We start from the raw sequence: 13126 nt of genomic DNA on the forward strand, positions 1-13126 counted from the left end.
TTTTATCTAATAAGCTGTATCCAACCCTTATCCAATGTTTCGGGTCCGTTATTGATACTATAATTCATAATATAAAAATAAGTTCCTTTTGGCACTTCTTTTCCTTTATAGGTACCGTCCCATACATCACCGTCATTTACTTTTTCCGTTTCAAATACCAAGTTCCCGTATCGATCATAAATCTTGATCTTATAATGTAAGGCAACATCAATACCGGTTTCAGGATCTGTACGGTTTATACGCAGTACCTCATTCTGATTATTTCCATTGGGAGAAAATTGGTTGAACAAGAAGCCTGGGTCTGCCGGACTTTTTTCAATCACTTCAACCTCAACGGTAGCCTCATTGTTTAACGTATTGCTATCTCTTGGGGTAGACCTTACGATATTTGCGGTATTTGTATACGTACCTGTAGCCGGAACCACGGCCCTAATCCTTAAAGTTGCTGTTTCTTCTCTTTCCAAAGCCGGAATATTCCAATTACCGGTATTCTCATCATAAACGCCATTGAAATCAGATTCTGCCGAAACAAACATAAACCCGTTTTCAAGTAATATTTGATCATTCACAATAATATCTGTCACTACATCAGATACAGAAATATTGGTTACCCTGATCACAAACTCAACTTCATCTCCCACTAACACCTTATCCGGTCTAGCCTCTTTTGAAATTCTTAGGTCTACACCTTCTGGAGCCTCAGTACTTAAATCTACCGTAGCTTCATCATTATCAGGATTATTATCCGTTGGTATAGATTCTAATAGTACAGCGGTATTTGTGTACGGACCTTGTTCTGCGACAAGAACAGTAATATTCAATTCAACAGAAATACCTGCTTCAAGTTCTGGAATGTTCCAATTACCCGTTATTTCATCATAATCGGCAGAATCAGCGGACACAAATTCGAACCCAAGCTCCAATAAATCACCAATTACTATTGACCTTGCCGTTCTATCTGATAAGTTAGTGACCAAAATGGTAAATACGATAGTATCGCCAACCAATGCGTCAATATTATCCACTGATTTTAACACTTCTAAATCTATAGGCGCATCGCAATTTGGTGTGGCTACCGGATCACAAGGATCATCTGGATCAGAACCATTTGTTTGTTCATCTAAATCTGAAATACCGTCACCATCGCTATCACAACTACCATTAAATCTATTAGGTATACATGGATTATTATTTGCAGGATCTTGCTGATCATTAACCCCGTCATTATCGGCATCGTCCGTATTAGAGTCCAATGCATCAATAGTACCATCGCCATCCTCATCTAAAGGGTTATTGATATCATCACCTACTTCCTCACCATCCTCAATACCATCACCGTCAGTATCAGGATCATTGGAGTCAGTCCCCAAAACCACTTCCTGACCACCTAATAAGCCATCATTATCGTCATCAGTTTCACAATCGCTCACATTGATCGTAACTTCAACGGTAGGGTTTTCACAAGGAGCCGTAGAATCTGTTGTAGTATAACTAAACACATAAGCACCAGAAGTAGCCCCTTCAAACTCAACAACATTAGTAGAGCTAATAGTCATATTATCAGGACCCGATACAAAAATCCACACACCAGGATCCGCACCATTTAACCTAGAATCTAGATCTATTGCCGTAAGTCCGTTTGCTGCCACATTACATATAGAACCATTTGTTGCTGTCCCGACTGAAGCCTGAGACCCGATTCTTGCTACTACAGGTTGTCTTTCAGTAGTACATTCATTCTCGGTAGCCTCAACATAATACGTAGCAGTAGCATTCAATGAAGGCGTCGTAAACGTTTCACCGGTGGCGATCGGAGTAACAGCATCTAAAGAATCATACCAATTTACAGAGGCGCCATCACTAGGTTCTACACTCAATAATAATGTGCCCGGACCACAACGTTCATTATCGTTGATAACCGTCAATTGAGGCAATACATTACGAACAATTTGTACTTCTATAGTACCACTTGCACAATTATTATCTTCATCATAGAAAAAACCATAATAAGACGCTGGCAAATCAACATCTTGAGCCTCTGCAACGGTTAGATGCGAATTCGTATTTAACGGATTGGAAACCCTACTCCAGGTTAAAACCGTTCCCGCAGGTGCAGTACTAGAAGTATAATCAAATAGATTAGCCGAAAAGGGATCACCAGCATTTTCAACACAATAAATATTTGAAACAGACTCGTCTAAAATTGGCGCTGCCACACAGTTATCATCATCTTGTATAGTACCTGTAGCCGTACCTCCATTTGCGCGTTGCACATTATTTGTTGGCAACCCCAATTGTACGGTAAAAGTCTCTGTGTTTTCTAAAACAGCATCATCATTAATAGCTACTGTTATAGTTTGAGTTTCACCGGCATCGCCAGTAAATATCAGAGAACCATTGTTACCAGTAAAATCTACACCACCACCTTCTGCAGTATCATCAAAAAACGAATATGAAACCGTTGTACCACCAATAACCTCTAAATCCAATTCCACTTCGAAAACCATTTCACCGGCAGCATCGTCTTCATTTAATGATTCGTTAGAAATTGTTAATGTCGCTTGGTCATTATCCTCAATTTCAACCGTAGCCGATTGCGTAGCAACCGAACCTAAAGAATAACCAGTACCATTTTGCAATGTAATTATAACAGTTTCCGTCCCTTCTTGAATTGCATCGTTGATTGGCGAAATATCTATTTCTACAGATTGCTGACCGTTTGGAATGTTTACCGCATTTGCATTTATAGCTGTATAATCTGTTCCATTACCAGCCGTTCCCGCAATAGTATAATTAATGGTCATTGTGGTACCCGTATTATTAGGAACACTAAGACCAATTGTAAATTCACCGGGTGAAACTGCATTGTTACTCTCTGCCGCAGTACCATCTGAAGCTGTAATTTCCGCTACATTGGTATCCTCACTAACAATGACTACAGTAGCATTACTTGGACCACCAACAGTATATCCCGTTCCATTGACCAAAGTTAAAATCACCGTTTCATTACTTTCAATGTCATCATCATTAATAGGAGTAATAGTAATGGTACCTGTGCTCTCACCTTCTTCTATTACCACAGACCCCGAAAGATTAGTATAATCATCTCCTTGATCGGCAGTTCCTCCAATTGTGTAATCAATTTCTAAATCGTCCCCTGTGGCGTTTACTTTCTCTACATCTACGGTAAACACCCCAACACCAAGAGGGCTCTCATTTGCAGTGGCATCCGTAGATTCAATAGATGCTTCAAAAATATCGGTATCATTTATGTTAACAGTAGCAGTAGCAGAACCTGCATTTCCTAAATTGTATCCGGTTCCTGTTGCCAGATTCAAAATTACAGTTTCAGCATTCTCTACTAAATTATCATTTATGGGAGTTAACAAAACCGTTGCATCTTGGCTGCCATCTGCAATAATAGCAGAACCGCTCAATGCTGAAAAATCTGACCCGGATGTTGCTGTACCTGCAATCGTATAATTTACTGTAATTGGATTACCAGTATTATTTACCTGATCCAAACTGATTGTAAACAACCCGGTATTCGTTACATTATTTGCTTCTACAGCAGTAGCATCAGTAGCAGTAACAGATGCTACGAAAGCATCGTCATCTACTATTGTAACAGTATCCGTATTAGGTGTTCCAATTTCATAAAGCGCACTATTAATACTGTTCAGCGTAATTACTACTGTTTCATCACCTTCAATTAAAGCATCATCTACGGGGGCAATGTTAAGATTGGTGAAATCTGAACCGTCTGGTATATTGGCATTACCGGTAATGGTAAAATCATCGCCTTCTGTTGCGGTACCACTAATGGCATAGTCTACAGTTAAGGCACCACCCGTATCATTCTCCTCACTTAACTCTATTCTAAATCGGCCATTGTTTCCTGAGCCATTTTCATTGGTACTTGGTCTATTTGCCAAAACAGTAACTTGAGCAAGGTCATTATTAAGAATTGTACCCGTACCCGTATCTCCCGCAATTACACTTGTATTATCATCACTTGATAATGTTGCAATAAATGTTTCATTGCCCTCAACTCGAGTATCGTTACCTGTAACAACTGCCATTTGTTTAGATGTTTGCCCTGGCAAAAAAGTAATTTCTTGTTGGTCGCCATTATAATCGTCCGGATCAGTAAACCCTAAAGTACCTTTAGTTGCAGTACCGCCAGAAAAATCAACTGTTACGGTATGCTCATAGACAACAGCTTGATCAGTACTAATATCAAATACTAAATTATTTCCTTCGGTAGCTTGTACATTATTAATCTGTAAAGTTGTAGTATCATCATCTGCAATAGTTACAGTTGCCTCGTCATTTGCAGAATCAATATTATAATCATTACTTGGTGATAATTTAACGATTACCGTTTCCTCCCCTTCTACAAATAAATCATCTAACACACTAACATTTATATACTCACTACCTCCCCCAAAAAAATCAACAGTTATTGGAACCGAACGACTTAGAGTTCCAAAATCAGAACCTTCTGTTGCTGTACTACTTAAAATCACATCATAATTGACAGTAACATTCCCTGAAAAACTAAGAGAAGCCACGCGAACTATAAATCTACCAGGTAAAATATTACCTTCAGTTGCATCTCTATCATTTTCAATAGATACAAATTGCGCAGAAACACTTTGGGAAAAAACCCAAAAAACCAACAATGTAAAAACAAAGAAAAATTGCTTAAATCGTTTAGTATTCTGAAAATTCAAAAGACTATAGTATATACTTATTTTCATAGCATTCTTTATCAAACCCTAAATTATGATTGGGAAAGTTCTACATTCACAACCAAAAATTAGGGTCTCAATATTACAAAAAAATCAAGGTAAACCTCTCAGAAACAGTTGAAAAAAGGATTTATGGGTTAAATGGTAATATTAAGGAAACAAAGGCTAGTCTGTTAGTTGCGGTGATTGCGTTGTAACCGAAGGCTCAATTTTTCTTACCAACCCTTGTAATACCTTACCAGGACCTATTTCAGTAAAAATAGTAGCACCATCATTGACCATTTGCTGCACACTTTGTGTCCATTTTACCGGTGCCGTCAATTGCAACATTAAATTCTTTTTTATTTCATCTGCACTGTGCACCGCAGTTGTAGGAACATTTTGATAGATAGGACAACTTGGCATTGAAAAAGTTGTATCATCTATGGCCGCAGCCAATTCTTCTCTAGCAGGTTCCATTAATGGAGAGTGAAAAGCACCACCTACGGGTAACATTAATGCACGTCTTGCTCCAGCTTCTTTTAACTTTTCACAAGCTTGTTCTACAGCAGGCACCTCACCTGAAATAACCAATTGACCAGGGCAATTGTAATTTGCAGCCACAACAATTCCGTCAATTTCTGAACAAACTTTTTCTACAACAGCATCTTCTAACCCTAATACCGCAGCCATAGTCGATGGCTTAAGTTCACACGCCTTTTGCATTGCCAAAGCACGTTGCGATACCAATTTAAGTCCGTCTTCAAAACTAAGGGTATTGTTTGCCACAAGTGCAGAAAATTCCCCTAAAGAATGACCTGCAACCATATCTGGCTTAAACGTATCCCCCATTACCTTACTTAAAATCACGGAGTGCAAGAAAATAGCAGGCTGGGTTACTTTGGTTTCTTTTAAACCTTCAGCAGTACCATTGAACATAACCTCAGTAATTTCAAAGCCTAAAATATCATTGGCTTTAAGAAACAATTCTTTTGCAATAGGGTATTTCTCGTATAAATCTAACCCCATTCCAACAAATTGAGCACCTTGCCCAGGAAAAACATATGCGTTCATAACTTTTAGTTTTGGTGGATCAAAAGTACGTATTTTAGCTAGATTGCCATACCCTCAATTCTTTTTGAGTCAACGATTATTCTTTAAACCAGCCTGAATACATTGTATATGCCTCTGCAATTCTATTAATTTCACCTGAACTGAGCTCAGGACTAATATCCTTTATCTTCTTTGCGGGCATACCGGCAAAAATACTTCCAGACGGCACATGGGTTCCTTTTGTAAGAACTGCTCCTGCTGCAATTATACTATTACTTTCTACAATGCAATCATCCATAATTATACTTCCCATACCCACCAATACGTTATCATGAATGGTACAACCATGAACAATTGCATTATGACCAATAGAAACATTATTACCAATAGTTGTTGGAGACTTCAAATAAGTACAATGAACCACAGCACCATCTTGAACATTTACTTTATTGCCCATTTTTATAAAATGAACATCTCCCCTTAATACTGCATTGAACCAAACACTACATTGCTTGCCCATACTTACCTCACCAACTATTGTTGCATTTTCAGCTATAAAACAATCTTCCCCTATAATTGGTTCTTTACCCTTAACCGCTTTTATCATTTGTACATTAATTAAAATATGATAGAAAATCTTTCTTTTTTGAAGCGGACACCATAACTTCTTTTCCGTTAGACATCACCACGCTGCCCCCTTTACCTTTTTTATACTTCACCACCTCGTTCACATTGACCAAAAAAGATTTATGAACACGCGCAAAAGGATAATTTTTTAATGCATCCTCAAAATACTTTAAGGTTTTACTCACTAATATTTTCTTGTTCAACAGGTAAATTTCAGTATAATTATCATCTGCCTTGCAATACAAAATATCGGCAATATTCAGGACTTGAAAACCATCTTGTTGAGGCAAAGTCAATTTCCCTTCTACCCCATTAAATTTTGTACTTAGTACTTCTCCTTCCAAACTTGCCTCTTTTTCACGAACAGTTTCTACATAAGCTACTGCATTTACCAGTTCATCAATATTAATTGGCTTGGTTAGGTAGTATGCAGCATGATTGTTTAAAGCATCTTTTGCATAATGATCATACGCGGTAACAAAAACGGTTTCAAAAGTTCTATCGGGCAGTTGATCCAGTAAATCAAAAGCATTACCGAACGGCATTTCTACATCTAGAAAAACGAGATCCAAACTATTACTCCCAATTAAGGTCAAAGCATCCTTAATTGATGAAGCCTCTCCCAACAATTGAACACTAGGGCAATATTTAGAGATATAATTTCGTAATATCTCCCTACTATTGGCCTCATCTTCCACTATAATTGCATTTAAGCTCATTTCTCCCTTTTTAAAATAAATAAAACTTTAGTTCCGGTTCCGTTCTCTTGTAAATCTGAAATTTTAATATCCACCTTATCGGTATACATATCATTCAATATTGCCACGCGTTTTTGAATAATACCCATTCCTTTAGATTTTTGTTTCTTTTGATTTTGGGTTTTTATTTCTGCAGATTTCTTTCTTCCAATACCATTATCTGTGATTGAAATAATTATAGAGTCTTTACTATTCTCCTTAACGGCAACTAAAAGCTCTCCTTTTTCTTCCCTATATCTTAATCCATGCCAAATGGCATTTTCAATGTAGGGTTGCAATAACATTGGAGGTATTTGAAACTTGGACACCTGTACAGACTCATCTACGGTAATTTGATAATCAAATTTATCTTCAAATCTAGAATGCTCTAGCTTTATATATAATTCCAATTGCTGTAATTCTTTTTCTAAGGGAATAAAATCTTCTTCAGAGTTTTCTAGTACAGAGCGCATTAATTTGGAAAAGTCACTAAGATATCTATTAGCACTGCGCTCATCACTTTTAGAAATAAAATTATTAACGGAATTTAATGCGTTGAAAATAAAATGCGGATTCATTTGAGAGCGCAATGATTTCAAGGCTAATAAGTTATTTGCCAATTTCTGTTGTTGATTACTTCGATAAAAGAAGAAGGCTGCCAAAAGGGTCAATAATAACCCAAATATTAAAGAGTAGATAACCAGCTGTTGTCTCTTATTACTTTCCTTTACCAGCTCTTGCTCCGTTAAAGCCAAATCATATTTACTTTGAGACAGTTCTCGCTCCTGTTCCAAGCCCGTAAGTCGGTTTTGAGCATTTGCTATCTCTCTATTAAAGCGACTAGCCCTAGAGATTTCTTGTTCTTTTCGTACATATAATGAATCTACCAATGCCACGTAGGTCTGGTAAGTTTCCAAGGCCTTTGTGAAATCCCCTTTCACTTTATACACTTCAGACAGTTTTCTTGTGGCATCTTTTTGCACCACCAAATCATCGTCTGAGTCAGCCTCAACAATACTCTTTTCCAAAAAGGGAATAGCCTCATTGTACTTATCTTGAGAGATGTAGGCATTGGCAATCTTATAGTTTATTCGTTGGGATGTTATCGTATCTCCAAGTTCAAGCTTTTTAAGTCCAACATTAGGCGCGTTCAATCTTTTTAATTCCTGTAAACTGCTTTTACGCATATTGATTTCTTCATTGAACCTACTTTTAGTATTGTAAAAATCCGCTACCTTTTCTTTTTCTTGCAATGCCCTTTTTGGTGCTGATTGTACCGCAAGCTCCAATGAATTTCCATAATAAGCCTCTGCCGCCATAGCCTGGTTATCCATAGAATATGAATCGGCCAATTTGGAATTCAAGTCGATCATTTTTGAGGTATTCTGATTTTTTTCGGCAATCAACAGACCTCTGTTATACAACTCTATTGCTTCTTTGGTTTTGCCCTCACCCTTTTTAGCATCACCTAATAGTTCATAAAGTACTGCACTTTGATAAGGCGGCATAGTTTTTACCTTCGACAAGGGATCCAATAAACCTATAGTCTCATTGAATCTTGACGTTAAATTGTACGCCCTGCCCAACAATAAAGATGTGGCAATGGTCTTATTGTTCTCTAACGCATCTTCATAGTTATCAATAGCTAAGTCCAATTGCTTGTGATATTGATAGACCTCCCCAAGTTTGGAAAGCGATCGTGCCAATTCCTTCCTTCTCCCTCTTTTTCCTAATAAAGCTATAGATTGGGCCACAAAGTCAATACTCTTTTCAATATCCTTGGCTTTGTAGTGTTCTGCGGAATCTAACAGTTGTTGATGTCTTATAGAAATATCAGGCGGTGAATTTGACCTGTCACTAACCGAAGACTCAAAGCCTTCTACCAAGATCAGTACATCATCATTTTTTTCTACATTATACCATAATGTCTCAATATCCTGATGCTCAATTATGAGTTGATCACCAATTCTTGTTTTAATTTCAAATTCTCCCAAGGCATTAGTAACCACGAACACCCCTATATCATTTGATATAGAAACACCGGAAATTGGTTGTCCTGTGCTCCTAACCTCAACCCTACCTTTTAAATTGAATTTTAGTGCATTGTTTTGAGATTGTGAATAGATAACGTTCCACCCCAAAAACAAACAAACCATTATGTAAATACAATAATCTTTCATACTCAATTACTATGGTAAACTTAGCTGATAATTATGGTACTAAAAAATGAAGTAATTGCAAAACTTACACTTAATCTAGCATTATTCATAAGTTAACAAACCCATAAAACCACTTTACTAAGCCATAAGGCACCTTCGCTCATTTCAATTATTCTAAGAAAAACTTAGCAGTTAGTTTCGTCTTGAATTAAAAACGAAAATTATGAAAATCTTAAAACAACTTGGATCTATAGGTATTGCACTATTGACCATATCTAGCGTATATGCCTGTAATACTAACGAAAGAAGAAAACCAATTGAACTAATTGCACATGCTACTAACCCAGTAGAACCAAAAAAAGACAATACTATTCAAATAGCGTTGTTATTGGATACAAGTAATAGCATGGACGGTTTAATTAACCAAGCCAAGTCTCAACTTTGGGATATCGTAAACGAGTTCAGTTTGGCTAAATGCGGAAATGACACTAGACCCAACCTACAAATTGCAATATATCAATATGGGAATGACAATCTTTCAGCAAGTGAAGGATACATTCAACAAGTTCTTGGATTTAGTAGTGATCTTGATGAAATTTCTGAAAAACTCTTCTCATTAACCACCAACGGTGGTGAAGAATACTGTGGTAAAGTTTTACAAACATCGCTACAACAATTACCATGGAACCAAAATCCAGATTTACTACGAATGATTTTCATTGCCGGTAACGAGCCTTTTGACCAAGGAAGGTATAATTATAGAAATGCGACCACCAATGCTAATGAAAAAGGGGTTACGGTCAACACTATTTTTTGTGGAAATTACGAATTAGGTATAAACACAGATTGGAAAAAAGGGGCTTCATTAACAGGAGGAGAGTATATGGCTATTGATCACAATAAAAAAGTGGTTCATATAAACACTCCTTATGATGACATCATAATCAAGCTCAATTCAAAATTAAACACCACATATATTTCGTACGGTACTTTAGGAAGAGAAAAGTACCAGGCACAGAGAGTTCAAGATGAAAATGCTTTAGAGATGGAAGAAGCCATTGCCGTTAAAAGAGCTGTTAGCAAAAGTTCAAGACTTTACAATAATAAAAAATGGGACTTAGTTGATGCCTATGCCGATGAGGAATTTGAAATTAGTACTGTTGAAAAAGATCAATTACCCAATGAGCTGAAGAACAAAAACGAAAAAGAAATCAAAGATTATATTGAATCTAAAAAAGCAGAGAGAATACAGATACAAAAAGAGATTCAAGAATATAACTCTAAACGTTTAGCATATATAGCCGAACATCAAAACGCTGATAAATCAGGTGAATTAGAAAATGCCATGATCAAGGCGATTAAAAAGCAAGCCGAATCAAAAAATTATAGCTTGGAGTAAATCAATTTCAATAAAAAGGTCCGTTACAAACTAGCTGACCTTTTTATTTTAATTAGCGGCAGGACAGTAGCAATCATACTTTCGCTCTGTCTGTCCAAAATCATACCCTAAGGTAATTTGGTGAAACCCACCATTATCAAAACGATAATCATTCATTTGATACGAATAATTATACGACACCATAAAGTTTTTAAAATTAGCACCAACTATAGGGGTTATCAACTGTAAGCGTTGCTCTCCAAATGAACCTGCATCTTGATATTGAGCTCCATCAAAACTTCTTCTATATGAGAGTCCGCCCCAAATACGACCAAAATCTACATCTTTATAAACCTTGGCGTTAATATCTAAACTCTTCTCCTTGGTAAATTCAGTTAACTGAAAAAGTACTGATGGCTCAAACTGCCATTCACTTCTTCCAAAGATATACCCTGCAGATACTAAAAACCTTCTAATATTATCAATTACTAATTCATCTGGGTTATCATTTCTATCCCTATAGTACAAATTTCTTTTGCTTCCGGTCAATGCATTTGTAACCGCAAAATGCGTGTAAAACTCTCCATAATTGTATGAAACACCAATATCGACATTTGCGTAAGAAGAACTTAATTTTATTCCTGAAACGGCAGGATCGGGAGTTACCGATCTAAATTCGGTTTCATCCAAGCTACTCTGTAATATAGTACCGCTAAGACCAAAAGATAGTTGATTTAACTGTCTTACATCATTACCGCCCATTCTTAAATGATGAGCGTAAGTAAGTTTAAGTCCGGTTTGAGAATGATAGCCATTAGCATCGTTAAAAACTATTGCACCTATACCACTTGGAGAATCACCTAACCTAAAATGGGCATTAATGGTTTGCAAACTAGGTGCATCATCAACATCAAACCATTGCTTTCTTGCAGTAGCCCTAATTTTTCCACCTTCACCAATACCGGCCATAGAAGGAAAAACCAAATAATAGTTATCTGACAAATAATCGAAATAAACAGGAATACCTTCTTGTGCATTAGATTTAAGACCAATCACAAGCACGGTAAACAATAATAGAATATGGTATTTCATCTTGGGACTTTAAAACTAGGGGTTAGTTTCGCTAATATAAAGTGTATAACGAGTTAACCTCAACATTATTATGTAGCTACAAACTAAGATTTCCTTTGTATTTTTGCTTAAAATTTTTGAGATATGAAAGAGTATTCAATCACGGTAGTAAAAACCAACAACCCACATATATTAAAATTCGAAACTAACCACTTGTTAGTACAGCGAAAAAATTACGAATTTAAAAATATTGACGAAGCCAAGAATAGCCCGTTGGCCCAACAACTATTCTATCTTCCGTTTATTAAAACAGTTTATATTTCTGGAGATTTTATTGGATTGGAACGTTACGATATTGTTCAATGGGAAGATGTAAAAGATGAAGTGGCACAGCAACTAGTTGAATATTTAAATGCAGGTGAGCCAATAGTCATAGAGGAAGATATGGACAAACCCATACCGGTTACCGTATATGCGGAAGTAACGCCCAACCCATCTACAATGAAATTTGTAGCCAGTAAAAAAATAGTAGGGTCTGCATTCGAATTTAAGAATATAGACGAAGCAAGAGATTCTAAACTAGCTACCGAACTTTTTCAGTTTCCGTTTGTGAAACAGGTATTTATAGATGAAAATTACGTTTCTGTTTCTAAATATGAAGTTGCGGAATGGGATGATATAACCATTGAACTACGAGAAGTAATAAGAAATTTTATTACCGATGGAAAACAAATAGTAGCGGATAATGCCAAAGCTATTGGAGCTGAAGCTCAAGTATCCGAAACAATTACTGCCGAAAGTACTGTTGAGCTTGATGAAACTTCACAAGAGATTGTTGATATTTTGGAAGAATATGTAAAACCGGCTGTAGCTAGTGACGGAGGAAATATTATGTTTCAATCTTATGACACAGACAGCAAAACTGTAAACGTAATTCTACAAGGCGCCTGTAGCGGTTGCCCGTCTTCTACATTTACCCTAAAAAACGGTATAGAAACAATGTTGAAAAATATGATGGGAGACAAGGTAAATGAGGTAGTTGCGCTAAACGGCTAATTATCGATTTAAATGAATTAAAGTGTGCCTTCAATTTTTGTAACTTGTAGGAAATCTAAAAATCATTAATTATGGCAGTTTTAAAAGTAATCGAAATTTTAGCAAATTCTGACAACGGATGGGAAGATGCAGCAAAAAAAGCAGTTGCGGAAGCATCTAAATCAGTAAAAAATATAAAATCGGTTTATATCAACGAGCAAAGCGCTACCGTTGAAGATGGAAAAATCAAAAATTACAGAGTAAATGTTAAAATCACTTTTGAAGTGAAGTAACCATTTTGCTACAATATTAAAAGCGCCTTTTGGCGCTTTT

9 protein-coding genes are annotated in these 13126 nt (G+C 36.6%); 3 read left to right on the forward strand and 6 right to left on the reverse strand.

The features are described 5' to 3' along the window. Window positions 1-2: 2 nt before the first annotated feature. From CSC80_RS03275 to CSC80_RS03295, 5 genes are all read right to left on the reverse strand, one after another. A complete protein-coding gene (locus CSC80_RS03275) occupies window positions 3-4763 on the reverse strand; it encodes a Calx-beta domain-containing protein (RefSeq protein ID WP_099189741.1) in 4761 nt (1586 codons plus the stop codon). A 156-nt stretch (window positions 4764-4919) separates the two neighbouring features. Further along, window positions 4920-5807: an ACP S-malonyltransferase gene (fabD, locus tag CSC80_RS03280; RefSeq protein ID WP_099189743.1), complete on the reverse strand. Its 888-nt coding sequence runs from the start codon at window positions 5805-5807 to the stop codon at window positions 4920-4922. Between the two features lie 76 nt (window positions 5808-5883). Further along, entirely contained in the window at window positions 5884-6393 is a 510-nt protein-coding gene (locus CSC80_RS03285; RefSeq protein WP_099189745.1) for a gamma carbonic anhydrase family protein, read from the reverse strand. Between the two features lie 7 nt (window positions 6394-6400). Next, on the reverse strand, window positions 6401-7132 hold the full coding sequence (locus tag CSC80_RS03290) for a LytTR family DNA-binding domain-containing protein (RefSeq protein ID WP_099189746.1): 732 nt from the start codon (window positions 7130-7132) through the stop codon (window positions 6401-6403). Further along, window positions 7129-9330 carry a histidine kinase gene (locus tag CSC80_RS03295; RefSeq protein WP_236973315.1) on the reverse strand — a complete coding sequence of 734 codons (2202 nt, stop codon included), beginning with the start codon at window positions 9328-9330 and terminating at the stop codon, window positions 7129-7131. The genes CSC80_RS03290 and CSC80_RS03295 overlap by 4 nt, the downstream gene beginning before the upstream one ends. A 202-nt stretch (window positions 9331-9532) precedes the next feature. Between CSC80_RS03295 and CSC80_RS03300 the strand changes: the two genes are divergently transcribed. Beyond that, the gene (locus CSC80_RS03300; RefSeq protein ID WP_099189748.1) at window positions 9533-10708 is read left to right on the forward strand and encodes a vWA domain-containing protein; all 1176 of its coding nucleotides are present in this window, start codon (window positions 9533-9535) and stop codon (window positions 10706-10708) included. A gap of 48 nt (window positions 10709-10756) precedes the next feature. On the opposite strand, the gene CSC80_RS03305 is transcribed toward CSC80_RS03300, so the two are convergent. Next, window positions 10757-11779 (reverse strand): type IX secretion system membrane protein PorP/SprF, encoded by a 1023-nt coding sequence (locus tag CSC80_RS03305; protein ID WP_058103916.1) that lies wholly within the window; start codon window positions 11777-11779, stop codon window positions 10757-10759. 123 nt (window positions 11780-11902) lie between these two features. On the opposite strand from CSC80_RS03305, the gene CSC80_RS03310 reads away from it, so the two are divergent. Together CSC80_RS03310 and CSC80_RS03315 are read left to right on the forward strand one after the other, a co-directional pair. Beyond that, window positions 11903-12814 (forward strand): NifU family protein, encoded by a 912-nt coding sequence (locus CSC80_RS03310; RefSeq protein WP_099189750.1) that lies wholly within the window; start codon window positions 11903-11905, stop codon window positions 12812-12814. Between the two features lie 71 nt (window positions 12815-12885). Continuing rightward, the gene (locus tag CSC80_RS03315; protein ID WP_036151958.1) at window positions 12886-13086 is read left to right on the forward strand and encodes a dodecin family protein; all 201 of its coding nucleotides are present in this window, start codon (window positions 12886-12888) and stop codon (window positions 13084-13086) included. The last annotated feature ends 40 nt before the right edge of the window (window positions 13087-13126 follow it).

It is taken from the genome of Maribacter sp. 6B07, from assembly GCF_002700155.1.
GTDB lineage: Bacteria > Bacteroidota > Bacteroidia > Flavobacteriales > Flavobacteriaceae > Maribacter > Maribacter dokdonensis.

Bases quoted from the DNA above. Each gene is read 5' to 3' on its own strand.
- fabD (WP_099189743.1), bottom strand. From the start codon at position 5,807: ATGAACGCATATGTTTTTCCTGGGCAAGGTGCTCAATTTGTTGGAATG.
- CSC80_RS03315 (WP_036151958.1), top strand. From the start codon at position 12,886: ATGGCAGTTTTAAAAGTAATCGAAATTTTAGCAAATTCTGACAACGGA.
- CSC80_RS03305 (WP_058103916.1), bottom strand. From the start codon at position 11,779: ATGAAATACCATATTCTATTATTGTTTACCGTGCTTGTGATTGGTCTT.
- CSC80_RS03290 (WP_099189746.1), bottom strand. From the start codon at position 7,132: ATGAGCTTAAATGCAATTATAGTGGAAGATGAGGCCAATAGTAGGGAG.
- CSC80_RS03300 (WP_099189748.1), top strand. From the start codon at position 9,533: ATGAAAATCTTAAAACAACTTGGATCTATAGGTATTGCACTATTGACC.
- CSC80_RS03275 (WP_099189741.1), bottom strand. From the start codon at position 4,763: ATGAAAATAAGTATATACTATAGTCTTTTGAATTTTCAGAATACTAAA.
- CSC80_RS03285 (WP_099189745.1), bottom strand. From the start codon at position 6,393: ATGATAAAAGCGGTTAAGGGTAAAGAACCAATTATAGGGGAAGATTGT.
- CSC80_RS03310 (WP_099189750.1), top strand. From the start codon at position 11,903: ATGAAAGAGTATTCAATCACGGTAGTAAAAACCAACAACCCACATATA.
- CSC80_RS03295 (WP_236973315.1), bottom strand. From the start codon at position 9,330: ATGAAAGATTATTGTATTTACATAATGGTTTGTTTGTTTTTGGGGTGG.